Source organism: Thermodesulfomicrobium thermophilum DSM 16697 (assembly GCF_059568695.1).
In genome coordinates, this window is record NZ_JCANTW010000011.1 from 96968 (window position 1) to 111666 (window position 14699).

15 protein-coding genes are annotated in these 14699 nt (G+C 61.8%); 6 read left to right on the plus strand and 9 right to left on the minus strand.

The features are described 5' to 3' along the window. The first annotated feature begins 13 nt into the window (after positions 1-13). The 5 genes from hpt to BR00_RS01775 all read left to right on the plus strand — a co-directional run bounded on the left by hpt (position 14) and on the right by BR00_RS01775 (position 4093). The gene (gene hpt, locus BR00_RS01755; RefSeq protein ID WP_496475897.1) at positions 14-541 is read left to right on the plus strand and encodes a hypoxanthine phosphoribosyltransferase; all 528 of its coding nucleotides are present in this window, start codon (positions 14-16) and stop codon (positions 539-541) included. Positions 542-543: 2 nt separating this feature from the next. Beyond that, entirely contained in the window at positions 544-1389 is an 846-nt protein-coding gene (locus tag BR00_RS01760) for a DUF3426 domain-containing protein (protein WP_496475898.1), read from the plus strand. A 210-nt stretch (positions 1390-1599) separates the two neighbouring features. Then, positions 1600-2094, plus strand: a complete 495-nt coding sequence (locus tag BR00_RS01765; protein WP_496475899.1) for a rubrerythrin family protein — start codon at positions 1600-1602, stop codon at positions 2092-2094. Positions 2095-2211: 117 nt separating this feature from the next. Then, a complete protein-coding gene (gene radA, locus BR00_RS01770; protein ID WP_496475900.1) occupies positions 2212-3528 on the plus strand; it encodes a DNA repair protein RadA in 1317 nt (438 codons plus the stop codon). Between the two features lie 73 nt (positions 3529-3601). Next, complete coding sequence (locus BR00_RS01775; protein WP_496475901.1) at positions 3602-4093, plus strand: HD domain-containing protein; 492 nt, start codon at positions 3602-3604, stop codon at positions 4091-4093. Positions 4094-4298: 205 nt separating this feature from the next. On the opposite strand, the gene BR00_RS01780 is transcribed toward BR00_RS01775, so the two are convergent. Further along, a complete protein-coding gene (locus BR00_RS01780; RefSeq protein ID WP_496475902.1) occupies positions 4299-5612 on the minus strand; it encodes an esterase-like activity of phytase family protein in 1314 nt (437 codons plus the stop codon). Between the two features lie 85 nt (positions 5613-5697). Between BR00_RS01780 and BR00_RS01785 the strand changes: the two genes are divergently transcribed. Next, on the plus strand, positions 5698-5892 hold the full coding sequence (locus BR00_RS01785; RefSeq protein WP_496475903.1) for a hypothetical protein: 195 nt from the start codon (positions 5698-5700) through the stop codon (positions 5890-5892). A gap of 394 nt (positions 5893-6286) precedes the next feature. Here the strand turns inward: BR00_RS01785 and cas2e are convergent, their stop codons facing one another. Genes cas2e through cas3 form a run of 8 tightly spaced genes read right to left on the minus strand, consistent with a single transcriptional unit; the run spans position 6287 to position 14699 of the window. Continuing rightward, on the minus strand, positions 6287-6595 hold the full coding sequence (gene cas2e / locus BR00_RS01790) for a type I-E CRISPR-associated endoribonuclease Cas2e (protein ID WP_496475904.1): 309 nt from the start codon (positions 6593-6595) through the stop codon (positions 6287-6289). After that, on the minus strand, positions 6586-7446 hold the full coding sequence (cas1e, locus tag BR00_RS01795) for a type I-E CRISPR-associated endonuclease Cas1e (protein WP_496475905.1): 861 nt from the start codon (positions 7444-7446) through the stop codon (positions 6586-6588). The genes cas2e and cas1e overlap by 10 nt, the downstream gene beginning before the upstream one ends. A 17-nt stretch (positions 7447-7463) precedes the next feature. Beyond that, positions 7464-8162 (minus strand): type I-E CRISPR-associated protein Cas6/Cse3/CasE, encoded by a 699-nt coding sequence (locus tag BR00_RS01800; protein ID WP_496475906.1) that lies wholly within the window; start codon positions 8160-8162, stop codon positions 7464-7466. Next, entirely contained in the window at positions 8159-8872 is a 714-nt protein-coding gene (gene cas5e, locus BR00_RS01805; protein ID WP_496475907.1) for a type I-E CRISPR-associated protein Cas5/CasD, read from the minus strand. Before cas5e ends, BR00_RS01800 begins: the two co-directional genes overlap by 4 nt. Before the next feature lie 2 nt (positions 8873-8874). Beyond that, entirely contained in the window at positions 8875-10005 is a 1131-nt protein-coding gene (cas7e, locus tag BR00_RS01810) for a type I-E CRISPR-associated protein Cas7/Cse4/CasC (protein WP_496475908.1), read from the minus strand. Positions 10006-10028: 23 nt separating this feature from the next. Then, positions 10029-10556 carry a type I-E CRISPR-associated protein Cse2/CasB gene (casB, locus tag BR00_RS01815; RefSeq protein ID WP_496475909.1) on the minus strand — a complete coding sequence of 176 codons (528 nt, stop codon included), beginning with the start codon at positions 10554-10556 and terminating at the stop codon, positions 10029-10031. Next, positions 10553-12154, minus strand: a complete 1602-nt coding sequence (gene casA / locus BR00_RS01820) for a type I-E CRISPR-associated protein Cse1/CasA (RefSeq protein WP_496475910.1) — start codon at positions 12152-12154, stop codon at positions 10553-10555. The genes casB and casA overlap by 4 nt, the downstream gene beginning before the upstream one ends. After that, positions 12147-14699 (minus strand): CRISPR-associated helicase Cas3', encoded by a 2553-nt coding sequence (gene cas3 / locus BR00_RS01825; protein ID WP_496475911.1) that lies wholly within the window; start codon positions 14697-14699, stop codon positions 12147-12149. Before cas3 ends, casA begins: the two co-directional genes overlap by 8 nt.

The following is a 14699-nucleotide window of genomic DNA, read 5'->3' on the forward strand; positions in this document are numbered from 1 at the left end:
TCTGGAGAATTACATGGAATTTCGGGAAATATTTTCTCGCGCTCAAATCGATGCGCGCGTCCGTCACTTGGGAAAGGAAATTTCTGAATATTACGGAGATGAGCCGTTGGTATGTGTATGCGTTCTCAAGGGGGCGTATGCATTTTTTACAGATTTGATGCGCAGTCTTACTATTCATCCAATTATGGATTTTGTGCGTCTTTCGAGTTATGCGGATCAAACATCTCGTCAGTCTCGCATGGTATTTTCCAAGGATATGGAGATTGACGTCAAGGATAAGCATGTTCTCATCGTCGAAGATATTGTCGATACAGGCCACTCCATGCGATTTTTGCGTAAGGTTTTGGAGGCGAGATCCCCTCGCTCGGTGCGTATTGCTGCCATGGTGGACAAACGGGAGCGCCGCGAGGTGGACGTGGCCGTGGATTACGTGGGATTTCCCTTGCAAAAGGGCTTTATCGTGGGCTATGGCCTCGACTATGCGGAACGATTTCGGGAGCTCGATGGAATTTACGAGTTGATTTTGCCGGAAACGAGGTGAGCATGATCGTTCAATGCCCCAATTGCGGCACCAAGTACAACCTGCCGGAGGAGCGCATCAAGCCGGAAGGGGCCAAGGTGCGTTGCACCCGGTGTACGCACGTCTTCCAGGTGCAGGCACCCTTGTCGGAGGAAGCCGCCCTGGAACAGCTCTTGGAAAACAAGGCGGCTGCCGCGGCCCGTGTGGAGGGCGAGGCACACCGAGAAGTCCTCAAAGATCTGGAAGGGACCTTCCAGCCTCCGCTTCTGGGCGAGGAAGGCAAACCTCGTCTGGAGCTGAGCCCAACGCCCAAGTCTTCCGGGAAGCGGTCGGTATGGCTCTGGCTGGCGGCGGTGGGCCTCGTGTTGGTACTGACCGTGGGTGCGGTGTTTCTTTTGCGGCCGTCGTGGATCCCGTGGCTGGCGCCCAAGCCCGGGGCTGAGGTCGCGGTCACTCCCCCTGGGGCATCTTCCGAGGAAGTGGCGCGCATCGTGCTCGAGAACGTGCGCCAGTATTTCGTGAACAATGAAAAAGAAGGCCAGCTGTTCGTCATTGAAGGCCAGGCCGTAAACCGCTTTGCCGAGCCTCGGGAACTCATCAAGCTCAAGGCGGCGCTGTTCAATGCCCAGGGCGTGGCGGTGGCCACCCAAGAGTTTTTGGCCGGCAATACGGTAAGCCTCTATCAACTCCAGGTGGCCTCCCGCCAGGAGATCGAGGCCGCCCTTGGGGCCAAGGTGGGGATCCTCACCAACAACACCAACGTCCAGCCCGGCCGAGGGGTGCCGTTCATGGTCGTCTTTTTCGGCGTTCCCGCTGGGGTGCAGGAATTCGGCCTCGAAGTCGTCCAGGCCAAGACTCCGCCCCAATGATGCACTTGGGGTATGGGGAACGATGGGTGAGGCTGCCTGGGGCGGCCTCATTTGTTTTTTGATGATCTCCTCGGCCGTTCCTAGGAACGTTTTCAGCCGCTGGGATACGACTCCCTCTTGGGGGGGGCGTGAATAGGGGGTTTGGGGGCTTGCCTTAGGGAAAAAAATTTTATAGAGAAGAGTTATCAATAACAACCAAGGAGGTAACGGATGAGCAAAACGATGGAAAACTTGAAGACAGCGTTCGCCGGGGAATCCCAGGCCAACCGGAAATACCTCGCCTTTGCCAAGAAGGCGGAAGAAGAAGGGCTCACCCAGGTGGCCAAGCTTTTCCGCGCCGCGGCTGAGGCGGAGACCATTCATGCCCATGCCCACTTGCGCCTCATGAAGGGTATTGGTTCCACGGCGGAAAACCTCAAGGAGGCCGTGGCCGGAGAAACCTACGAGTTCAAATCCATGTACCCGGCCATGATCGAGGACGCCAAGGTTGAAGGAGACAAGGCGGCCCAGCGCTACTTCGAGTTTGCCAACCAGGCGGAGGAGTGTCATGCGGAGCTGTACTCCAAGGCGGCGCAGATGATGGGCGACCTGCCTGCCGTGGACTATTATGTGTGTGGTGTGTGTGGGCACATCCACGAAGGCGAACCCACGGAAAAATGTCCCATTTGTGGGGCTGCACCCAAGGCGTACTTCCGGGTGCAGTAGCCAGCTGGGCGCGTGCTCTCAAGGCCGGGAAACCGGCCTTTTTCATTGGCGAAAGACTTTGGCCGCGCGGTTGCCTGTTGGGGAGCCCGCAGCTAGGACAGGCAGAGGGAGGCGCACATGAAGAAGAGCCTACGTTTTGTCTGCTCGAGCTGTGGGAGTTCGCATCCGCGCTGGCAAGGGCAATGTCCAAGCTGCAGGGCGTGGAACTCATTGGTGGAAGAATCCTCGAAGCTATGTGGGCGCAGTGCCCCTGTGGACCTTCGCGAGGTGGACGCAGGCCCCGGGGGCCGGGTCTCCACCGGGATCCCGGCCTTCGACGGGCTCTTGGGCGGCGGACTTGTGCCGGGGGCGGTCATCCTCATGGGGGGGGATCCTGGTGTGGGAAAGTCCACCCTGCTTCTGCAGGTGGCAGGGGCCATGGAGGCATCAGGAAGGCCGGTGCTCTACGCCTCCGGCGAGGAGTCCTTGGGGCAGCTCAAGGTGCGCGCCGCCCGCCTGGAGCTTTTGGACCGTTCGCTGCGCGCACTGGCCACGAGTCAGGTGGAAGACATCACCGCCCACATGGCGGGCATGGGCCTCGTGGTGGTGGACTCGGTGCAAACCTTGGTGTCGGCGCGTACCGAGGGTCTGCCTGGGTCCGTCAATCAGGTGCGGGCCGTGGCCACCTGTTTGACCGAAGCGGCCAAGGCCCTCAACGTGCCTGTGGTGCTCGTCGGGCACGTGACCAAAGACGGCCAGTTGGCAGGGCCGAAACTTTTGGAGCACATGGTGGACACGGTGCTCTCCTTGGAAGGGGACGGTGAGCGGCTTTTTCGGGTGCTACGGGTGATCAAGAATCGCTTTGGTCCTGCCAACGAACTGGTAGTGTTCGAGATGCGCGGGGAAGGTATGCGCGTGGTGGACGACCCCTCCACGTTTTTTTTGGAGGAGCGGGACACCGCCAGTAGCGGCACGGCGCTGGTGTTGGCCATGGAATCCGGCCGGCCTTTTGTGGTGGAAGTCCAGGCCCTTGCCACACGCACTTTCCTGGCCTTTCCCCGGCGAACCGCCCTGGGATTTGACACGAACCGCTTGAATCTTTTGGTGGCTGTCATGGAGAAGCGGCTGCGGGTGAATCTTGGCCAGATGGACATCTATGCCAAGGTGGGCGGCGGCCTGCGCATGAAGGACCCAGGACTGGATTTGGGCATTGTCGCCGCCATGTTGTCTTCCGTGGCGGATCGCCCGCTGCCGGAGGACGCCGTCTTTTGGGGTGAGGTGGATTTGAACGGCGGGATCCGCCCGGCCAGCGGCCACGAAGTGCGGATGCGCCAGGCTATGCAATTGGGCTACCGCCCTGTGCACCCCAAGGTGGGGGGCAAGGGATGGGCAAATCTTCCTGAGCTTCAAGCGTACCTTGCCACGGCATTCCGGCCACCTCACAGGCCTGGTTGAGATGCGTCGGTTTTTGACACAAATGCTGCACCTTGCTATAAGGAAAGATATTTTTGTCAGGAGGGCTTGGTAGGTGCAGCACGATACATTTGTCCGAGCCATTTCTTTCGTCCATTCGCTTGAGGTGCCTCAAGCACTGCGCATCCACCTGGAAACTGTCCATGGTGTCTGCTCCCAAATTGTGGAAGGGCTCTTCGGCACGTGGCCATGCCTTGTTTGGGATGCGGAGAGCACACTGCTTGGGGCAGCGCTCCATGACATTGGCAAGGTGATGCATCCTGAAGAAATCTTTTCCCCCGGGAACAAGCATTGCGAAGCTGGATACCAGCTTGCGCGCCGCCTGGGTGTGCCAGAGCGGGTTGCCCGCATGTGCCGCACGCACGAAAGGTGGCACGAGCAGGATGCTGTTGAAGATCTCGTGGTGTCCCTGGCGGACATTTGGTGGCGGCAGGTGTCCGAACCTGATCTGGAATGGCGCCTCTGCGGCGCCTTGGCCCGCCGGCTCCAGACCGACCCTGCTCAAACCTGGGACGGGCTGCAACGGATCTGGGAGCGAATCGTATGATTCGCCAAAATCCACACGGCCAAAAATCTTGTTTTTAGAACGCCCAGCCGGTCCATGGGGAAACGACTTCACTTGTGCGCGTTCGAAACACTTGTCGTGTGCGGCGGTTCTTTCAGGGCAAGCAAGATTGTGCAGCGGCGAAATCTGCACCCACACGATCAATGGGAGGCAATATTTCGCCACTGCACCAGTACACTCGAGAACATCAAGGCTGGCTCCCTAGCTTGGACACCGGCGCAACGTAGGTCTCCATCGCCGGGTCTTTCATTGTGGTCTTGTAGGCGTACAGAACTCCGGGGAGCAGGCTGTAGCCTTTGGGCGCACACGCTGCCCCGAGGGTGCACTGCACGCGGTCGCCGCTACGGAAGTCAAACCACACGTCGAACTGGGTGCCTCCGTCGTTCTGGGTGACGCTGTAGTCGTTGTCGGTACCGGCGAGGATTACATAGGTGCCGTCGGCAAGGCGCGGGCCGATGGCCAGTCCTTCCCATTTCTCCGGCGAACGGTTGCCAAGCTCAGCCAAGGTAACGCCATCAAGATCGATCCAGGGAGTGGGGGCCTTGGTCACAGGCGTAAAATTTGCGCCCGGCGCGTCGAGGTCAATGGTGGTGACGTCGGTGGCGCCCATGATGTCGATCAGGTAGACTCGTTTGTCAGCTTCATCGTACTTGGAGTCCACACCTAAGCCGCGGTTGTTGCGCTCCAAGACCAGAAACTGGTGGTCATTGACCGCCACCAAGGCGGAAATGCCGGGTTTGTTGGCGATGTCGAATTTGTAGGCGAACTGGGCTATGGCTTGGCCGGAGGCGGTATCGAATTGGATGATCCGTGTGTAGGGCGCGTTGCCCTCGTCGAGCATTTGGCTTTGCAACATAGCGTAGACGTAGCGTCCGTCTGGGCTGATGGCCAGGCCCTCGTAGCCGCGGTTGTTTGATTTGCCGGCGGTGTTGCCGTCATTGCTGGCGTAGTTGACGGCGCCGTCCGTTGGGTTGCGCGGGACCACGTTGGCCGGGGGAGTGTAGGCGCGCACGAATTGTCCCTTGCGGTCAAACTCGTAGAGGGATGGCCCGTATTCGTCGGAAACCAGGAAATGTCCGGTCGTTGGATGCACGACGAAACCCTCTGGGTCGAAGGCTGTGCCCAACACGTTCGCTGGATTGGGGGCGAGACCGTTGAAGGGCGTGCTGCCCTGCATGAACTTGATGGTCTCCACCACCTGGAAGTTGGAGATGGCGCCGGTGTTGGGGTCGATGTCCAGCGTGAAGCGCTGCACTCGAGTTTCGTACGGGATGGTGCCGCCCCCAGGGCCTCGGTCGGACAGCCCCCACCACTCATTGCGATTGGGGTCGTAGTAGAGGTCCGAAAAAAAGCCCAAACGACCGTCATTGACGCTTGTGCCATAGACATCCCCCGTGCCACCTGGGATGGTTATCCCATTGACGAATATTGGCGATGCTTGGGCAACACCAGTCAGCACCAGAACCAGGACAAGACAGACGATAGTTTTCTTGGGATTCATCCTCTCTCTCCATAGCTCAAAATGGGATGGTTGGTTTGGGGTTCCGCGTACATGTTCGCTATGTTCGGTTGCGGACAGGAGGCGATTGTATTTCATTCTCGTCACATTGGAAAAAGTCCCGGCATGGACGCTTGTGGACCACGAACTCTCGCCATGGTCGAGTGCTGAAGAAGTGCGCTCCTGGATGCGGCGCATCGAGGCCATGCGTGCCCAGCGTCCGGATGACGAAGGACTGCGCATCGCGTTCCAGGATGTACGGCGCATCGAGGCCATGTGGTAGACCGGAACGATGCGGAAAAGGGATGAGACGGCATCTAAAACGCTTTGCGGGGCTGGCGTGCCGGACTCCGTCTCCCCCCAGAGACTTCGCGTAGCCGGTCGATTTCCGCGTGCGCGGGGGAGACAACATGCTCGCCAAGCGCGAGCACCTCACCCCGGGTCGATCCCCGCGTGCGCGGGGGAGACGGTCTCCTGATGATGCACCGACGCCTGAACAAAGGTCGATCCCCGCGTGCGCGGGGGAGACAAAAAAAGATAAGGGAGAACAGGGAGTTAAGGGGGTCGATCCCCGCGTGCGCGGGGGAGACTCTTAGCTATACTATTTTGATATACAAAGCAAACTTATAGTTTCAAAGATTTTTGGTGTGTTTTTTGCTTAAAACGTGGAGTGAGGGCTATTCGGGTGACGGTAGCGGCCTGCAAGCCAACACCAAACCATCAATCTGTACAAATTCAATCGGCGGTGAGCCAAGTATTCTAACTGCCTGTCCCCCAGGGATTTCACGCTCTGCCCACAACATAACGATAGATGCATTGATTTCGTTGGGGAACCAGTCTTCAAGAACTACCCACAGGCGCTCTCGAACAGCAGGAGAAATCCTGGGAGCGCTATAAATACCAGGTACGATTTCCAACATTACAGATGCAAGAAATCCACGCACTCGAGAGGACACATTCCGAGTTGCGACTACCGTCATGGACATTCAAAGAGCTCCTTGATGCGGTCAATCATCTTTGGGATGAGCTTGTGTTGTCGAAAAGCAGCTGCGGCACGGCGCCGCACTTCGCGCTCGAGGTTGTCGGCCTTGTTGTCTTGGTAGGCTTTGACGGCACCAAAGGCCAGCGGCACCGTCAGGTCGATGCGCCACAGGTCGGCAATGTCGAGCGTGAAGGCATTGCTGGAGTCCTCATGGATGAAGCCCAGCGGTGGCAGGGCACCCACGGCAGCCACGGCGATGTCGGCCGCCGCCTCCACGAACGTGGCGGCATGGTTGATGGCCTGGTTGGGCAGGTCGGCGGCATTGGGATTGTCGCGGTCGTAGCGCCGGCCATGCCATTCGATGCCGAAACGCTGCGCAAGCAGCTTGTAGCTCTCTTTGATGCGTGCGCCTTCGATCCCGCGCAGGGTGGCAATGTCACGATGCGGTAGCACACGGCCGAAACGCCAGGCGTACAGCCGGCGTGCGGTGTCCAGCCGTTGTTTGGGGTCGGCCCAGCGCTCGGCGTGGCGGCGCGCCACATCCGAGCGCCCCTGGCCCATCGGGGGCGCGGTGTAGCTCTTAACCCCGCCTTCGCCCACCGCAGCGATGAGCGTGCCGTGCCGCGCACACAGCCGCAGTACGTCATGGGTGATGCTCGTGCCCGGCCCAAGCAGGATCATCGAGACTGCTTGGTAGGGGATCGCGTAGTCGCCCGCATCGAGCGTTTCGCTTTGGGCAGCGACGAAGCGCAGGGTGCCGTCTTCGACCGAAAGCCTGCCGTATTCCAGCCACAGCAGTCCATGGCGATCGGCGTGCGGGATGCGCGAGGCGGCGAGTCCCAGCCGCCCGCTCATAAGGCCAAGTGCGGGGCTCATCGCGGGGGACCAAGCAAGATCATACCAAACCCAAATGCGCGGTGGCGGCCGATGCCCCGTGCGAGCAATGCGCAGAATTGGCCCACATCGATGATTGTAGCCTCGGCGCTGAAAAGCGCCTGTGGCCGCTCGACGATGCGCAGGCGGTTGCCGCCATTGCGCGCACGTCGCACGAGCCGGCTGCGGGCGGTCAGGCCCAAGAGTTCGGTGTGATCCAATTGCGCAGCACCCTCCCACTGGCGCATGAACCATGCGCGGTAGACCTCTGCCCGTGGCGGCGCAGCGTCTCCAAGGCGGTCCAGGGCACGCAGGTAGAGGTCTTTTTCCTCCTCACCCTGGCGCGAGACCGGGCAGGTGAGGACCTCCAACCGCAGGCGTTGGCCTGTCCGCCACGTGTGCGGCATGGGTTTGCTGGCCACGCCATCCGTGTCGAGTGCGGCCCAGGCCTGCGGCGTAGCGAAGGCCTGGGCATGTGCCAACAAAGTGGCGGCATCGGCCGCTGTATAGCCCAGCACCTCGTGGCGCCGTTCGAAGTACCGGAACGGCTTGGGTGCCAGCGGGCCGAATACGGCAGTCAACCAGGAATGTAGGGTGTAGCCCAAGGTTTCGTCCTCGTACGTGATCCCGTGGTCGGCGGCAAAGCGCAGCAGACGCGGCACATGTACAGGGATACGTAACAGATACAGATTGCTCATACCGTTAGCTCCAGTACGCCCACCGCGTAGGGCTGGGCGCCGCGGTGGATGTTGTTGGCCCAGTCGCGCAGGTCGTAGCGCTCGTCCGTTGCGCGCCCCGCGCCTTCGTCGAGCGGCCACAGGGCTTCGATGGTCCGCGGCCGCCGCCGCGGGCCAATGTCTGCCAAGGGCTCGGCTGCCAGTGCCGCCTTGACGCCAGGGGCTTGCACGCGGCGCAGCAAAATCGGCGCCGCCGGCAGGCACGGCTTGCGGCCGATGAAAAGCGGCCGTGCGGGAAAGCGCAGCGCGCGCTCAAGCTCGTCCATCGTGGGCGACCCATCCCCGTCGAGGGCCAAGGCCACCGTGGCGACACCGTTGGCCCAGTGGTCGCGCCAGCGCTGATGCGTGCCTGTAGCGGCCGTGCCCCCTTTGCGGTCTTCGCGTCGGCCGCGGGTGGTCCAGCCGGTGTCCTTCAAAAAATCTTGTCCCAGGTCCACCGTCTGGTAGTCGGTCAGCGGCTCAGGCTCGGCATCCCAACGGGCTGCAAAACGCAGCCGGTTTTGCAGCTGTTGCAATGAGCCGGTTTCGCGGTGATCCCACCCCAGGGCGTTGCCCAGCAATCCAGTAAGCAAGGACTTGCCGGGGAAGCGCCAAACGGGGTTGCGCTGGTCGACGACGACAGCGCCAAAACTCATTAAGGGCGCGTCCAGGCGCAAGATGAGGCAGTCCATGGTCAACCCCACATCGCATCGAGGGCGGCGCGAATGTTGTCGGCTACGGGCATCTTCGGCGGCAGGGGCGCGGGCAGCGGCTCAAGCACGGTGGACAGGCCCCGGTATCCGGATGCGGCGCCGTACATCTCGTCCAGTCGGCGCAGGTAGTCAGCCAGGCGGTTCATGGCCAGCACGCGCAAATCCTGAGCCTCTCGCGGCTTGATAGCATCGAGAAACGCATTGGCCAACGAGCGTGGCTGTCCCTGCCCTGCCTCCAAAAACAGCATGTCCGCCCACGCATAGGGGGCGGTGCTCCCCTTCTTGGCCCCGGGACTTTGCCGCACGATGCTCTCCACTAACGCCTGCAGCACGCGCTTGACCACCGTTGGATCCTGCTGCTTCCAATCTTTGGTCCTACATCCGTTCAGGTTGCATACCAGCAACGGCACGTCCACCGCGACATAGGTGTAGTACAGCCCCGCTCCCAGTTCGGCGTGACTCAAGTGCGCCGTGCCGGTGTCCTCCTCGCGGTTTAGGTCATCGACGACCGTGAAGAAGTCCATTTCGGTGTTTGCCGCGTGCACGGTGAAGGCATGGGCCACATGCACAGGGGCATCGACGCGCGCAAGCACATCCGAGGTGACCATGCGGCCAAACAGCGCTGCGGTGAGCCCTGCCGCCGATTTGCTCATCGCCTTGAGGTTTTCTTTTTCCTCTTTGGACTTGAGGCGCTCGGTGAGGGCTTTGACGGGATCCGCCTCGCCGCTGGCCTCGACGATCAACCGCACCAGGTAGTCCGCTTCGCGCAGACCGAACAACACCGGCTGGTTTAGGTCGCCCCCTTCCTTGACGCCGCCGTCGATCACGGCTTTTGCCAACGGCTCGATCAAGGCAGTCGCCACGCTTTCCGGTACGCCTGCCGCAATTGCCCTGGGCAGCACCGTGCGCGTGAAAAACGACCGTGTGCGCTGTCCGTCAGGGACGTCTGGCAGGCGGCTGGTCAGGTCCTCCCGCCAGTGGCGCTTCAAGCACTGCGAGGACACCCGCAGCCGCACGGCATTGCCGAACGGAATGCGCTTGGCGAGCCCAGCGTCGTCGCGGTTGAGCAGACTGGCCGAGTAGGTCGTGAGGGTGTGGATCTGCAAAAACATCGTGGTCCTCCTTGAGCTTGGGGTTATTCGCGGTTGACTTTTTTGTGACGGTAGTAGTGGCTGGCCAGTCGGCGGTGCAGGCGTTCGCGTTTGTCGGGGTCCGTCGTCAGCAAGAAGCTGGCCGCATCCGCAAGATCGAAGCCATTGCCTTTGGCCGCAACAAAGCGCACGGCGCTCATCAAAAGCTCCACGCGTTTGTCCTCGGGCGCGCCAAGCAGCTGCTCGAGCCGGCCTTCGGAGTAATCGCTTTCAGCCAGCGCCTGCCCCAGTGAGCGTTTGGGAACATGGCCGCCTGCGCCCAGTGTTGCGATGCTCCAGAGGATCGTCATCCAGGCTTGCGTCTGCTCTTCGCTGGGCAGATCGCTTGCTGCTTGGCGCAGCCACAAGCGGTAAAACGCCAGCGGCAGCGGCTGAGCCGGCGCCCAGCGGCGCAGCGCAGCCCGGTCGCCTGCTGGGTAGTGTGCGGCGTGGACGATGTGGGCCAGGCGCGCAATGAGGCTGCCCAGGTTTGCCTCGGTGCTGTGGGCCGTATCGGTGGCTTGCTCCTTCATACGATGGTTTCCTCCTGTTCAACAGTTACATGCGTGCGGCCTGGCAGGGGCAGCCCTTTTTTGTCCAGCATGCCGCGCCATGCGCTTTCGGCTTTGGTGATGGAACGCCAGCGGCGGTTGCTGGGCAGCGGCAGGCGCTGCGTGGCATCATTCAGCAGGGCTTGGCCGATCTCGACAAGTCGCCCCTGCCAATCTCGGCGCACCGCCTCATGGTCTTCGTCGGCGCCGCGCCAGAGAGTGGGAAAGTAGTGCTGCTGCCAATGTTGGCCATACTGGCTGCGCGCTGCCTTGACCCAGCCGGCCACGCGCTCGAAGTCGGCTTTGTCCGGCGCTCCTTCGGTGAGCACGGTGAGCGCCATGCCCAAGGCGCTTTGCACTTCTTTGGCGTCAGCCAGGAGTTTGCCGGCGAGATGGGCCAGCGTGTCGCGGCGGTCTTGCTGGAACAACGCCATTCGCACCTTGGGTGGCACGGGGATCACGGCCTGGTGGAAGCCCTCCGTGCTGCCCTGCCCTCGGGCAAGGCAAGAGGCAACGAACCAGCCAGGGCCTTCGCCTGCGGGCGGCTTCTGCAGGGGCGTCAGTTCAAAGCCTTGCTCGAACAAGAGGTTGGTCAGGCGCTCCGGCGTGAAGCCCTCGGCCGACAGCGTCAGCGCCGAACGCCCTTTCTTTTTGTCCCCCACATTGATGGGTATCCAGGGGTCGCCCACATCGCCGTTTTCCAGGGTTTTCGGCCCAATCTGCCGCGCTTTGCTGGTGGCGCCAAGCGCAAAAAGGCTGCCGTCTTCAAGGGCGCGTAATCGCACCGGGCGTGCCGCTTCGATGAACCAGGGCTCGAGTTGGGTAATTTCTTCAAACTGATGTTTCTCGCGCGGCCACGAGCTGAGCCAGGTCAGCACGACGCCGCGGTTCTTGTAGTGGAAGTCACTGCAAGTTTTGGCGCGCAGGTCCTGAAGCATGCGCGTTTCGTCGGCAAACCGTGTGCACGGGTCGAGAGCGCGTGCCCAGGCCACGATCGGGCGGCTGGCAAAGCCGCCGTTCATGCGCACAATGCCGTAGTTGCCCGCCCCCAAAAAGCCGCTGGTGGTTTGCAGCAGCACAAGCGCGTAAATCCATGCCTCGACCACCTCCGGGCCCATGCGCGCCATCTTTATGTCGTGGTTTTTCGAAGTGACCAACACGTCCAGCTCGTCGGGCGTGGTGGCCTTGGGGTTGTGCACGGTCTGCCCGCGCACGGCTCTGACACCGTAGTCATCCGCCTCTGCCTCCCAACTCGTCCACGGGTGCTGCAAAAAAGCGGGTTTGCAGACGTCCTCCACGACCAGATGCCAGGCTGACGCCTCGCCCTCGGCCAACTCCAGCAGCCCCTCGCGCCAATAGGCCGCCTCGGTGGGCAAGGTTTCGGTCGGGCGGCGCGCTTGGACGCTGGCCGCGAGTTGCACCAGGAACACGTGCCAGGGATCGGCTTGGTGGGCGCGCAGCCCCGTGTAGCCTTCGACGCTGCCGGCCGAGAGCGCGGCCAGCAGCTCGGGGAGATCCATGCGACGCTCGCCCTCTTGAGTGCGTACGCCAATGAGTGGGTCGTTGAGTAGATCATGCATCGTCTTTCTCCAAACCAAAGCGGGTGTAACGAAAACGCCGCGCGCCCACCGTTACCGAAAAGCCCTCGGCGTGGCCTTGCGCGGCGACCGACTCCGGCACAGTTTCGCCTTGCAGCCAGTGCGCGGGAATCGGAACACGGTGGATGCGCTGGCCAAATGGCGAACACATAGGGGCCGCCAACGGAAGGTCGTAGGTGGGGTTTCCAAGCCTGGTCAGGACGCGCTCGCTCTTGTCCGGGTAATGCAATTCGCCGAAGGGTAAGACGTCCAAAACAGAGCACAGCGCCTGGCGAACTTCGCCCAGCTCCTTCCCTTCGATTTCATGACCGTGGGCACCCCACGGCTCAGGCAGCCGCGCGAAGGCCTCGGGATGCGTGGTGCCTTCAATCAGCTCGCGCGCCTGATCGGGTAGTCGCACTTCCCCCTGTTGCGCAAGCATCTGCCAGGTCAGGGCCAGCACCCGGCCGTCCACGTAGACGCTGCCCAGTCCTGCGGGGGCTCGGAGCAGTTGGTCTTTGTTGAGGTAGGTGGCGAGATCTTTTTCTGGTACCCGCACTAGTGCGCGCGCCGTGTCGAAGCCTTGGGGTCGGTTCGTCCGTTCGTGGCGATGCAGTCGGCCAAGGCGTTGGATCAGCACATCCATCGGCGCAAGGTCGGTGACGAGCCAGTCGGCGTCGATGTCGAGGCTTTGCTCCAGCGTCTGCGTGCCGATTACGAGCCGCGCCCCGTCGGGCGAGCCCTTGCCAAGCTGTGCGCTCACGGCCGCGTCCAGCACCTCACGGTCCTCGCGGGCAAAGCGGCCGTGGTGGGGGCAGCAAATGCCTCCCACCTGGAACAAGGCGTTCAGCAGCTCGGGGCACTCGCTCGCCATCAGCGCTTCGACCTGCCGAAACAGCGCATTGGCGCGCGCCACCGTGTTGCACACCACAAGCACGCGCGCACCGGCTCGCAGCGCCGTAATCAGCTGGGGCGCAAGGGCGGCATCGTCGGTAAGTAGGGGTGACAGCTCCACCGTCACGCTGCGCGAGCGCACGACCGGCATCGGCCAGGTGCGCTGCGGCGCAGAGAGCAGCGGATAATGCTTTTTCTGCGCCTCTGAAAGCGGCAGCACCTCGCGCCCAAAGAAGGCCGCTGCGGAGGTTTCGCCAAGCGTTGCCGACAACAGCAAGGCCCAGCCGCCACGACCAAGGTGACCCGCAAGGAGCGTCTTTAGCACCTCGCGCATGTAGGGGTCGGAAGCGTGCACTTCATCGACCACCAGCAGGTGCCGGTCTAGGCACACCGAGCGCAGCAGGCTGTGCTTGACCTGCAACGCCGACAGCAAAGCCTGGTCGATGGTGCCCACCGCGATGGGCGCGGCAAGGAAACGCTTGGGCCGCTCGGCTGACCAGAGGCGCTCGCGCTTGAGGTCGTGCGCGTTGTCGTCCCACAGCGTCCCCTGCGGGTCAGTCAGCAGCGACACCTGAACGCCATCGACACTGACGTAGCCTGGCGCTGCCAACAGCACCGGCCCTGGGCGCAGCGCCGGCTCGAAGGCCGCGTCCACCGCCTTGAGCACGCGCTGATAAAGTTCGCGCGCCGCCACCCGCGTGGGCAGCGCAAAGTACAGCCCATCCACCTTGCCTTCGGCATAGAGGCGGAAGAACCAGGCGAGCGCCGCTTCCGTTTTGCCGGAGCCGGTGTCGGATTCGATGAGCAGCAGGCGCGCCCCCTCGTTCGCCTCAACGTCGTGGGCAAGTGCTGCCTGCAACGGCGTGGGTTGAAACGGAAACACCTCAGCAAAAGGCTTGGGTTGCCTTGGCTCAGGGGGCACCAGCCCGATGGCGCGCAGCGCGCGCTGCGCGGCCTGCGAGGAGAAGTCTGCACGGGTTTGACCAGAGTCGTGGGAGTAAGGAAAAAACTGCGTGTCCGAGCCGATCCAGTCCGCCAGCATGACAAGCCCCGCAAAGCGCTGCTGCAAGGCGGGGGTGGCATCGATGGCAGTGGCGTCGGTTGCAAACGCTTGGGGAAAGGCCGCGCGGGCGGCCTGCGCGAGCTCGTTGAGAGCCATTCGCGGGTCGTAACTGGAGTGTACCTGCCAGAAGCGCTTGGTCTTGCTGGATTCAGAGGAGGCAAAGAATCTCTCGATGTCACTCGTCGACACCGGCCGGCCGTGGTGCGAAATGCTGGCCAAAAGCATCTGGCCAGCCTGTTCTTCGCTGCAAAACCAGCTGCACATGTTTTCGATGAGCCGCCGCCAACCGTCTGGCCACAAGTCTTGCCATCCAAAAAGCAGTGCTATCGCTTCTAACACATGTCCCGCGCTCTCTTTGGTGGACGGGTCCGTCTTGGCCTGAAAGCCCCAGTTGCACTTGCCAAAGTCGTGGAGAAACGCAACTACACCAAGCCGAGCGATCTGCGATGCATTCAAAGGTTGGCCCAACGACCTCCAAAACGAAGGAATGCGCACAAGCGATTGCAGCACAATCGCAACATCGAGACAATGATCTGCAAGAGACAAAGACAGTTTTTCTTCTCCACCGTGCCACTTTCCCCATGGAAGCAT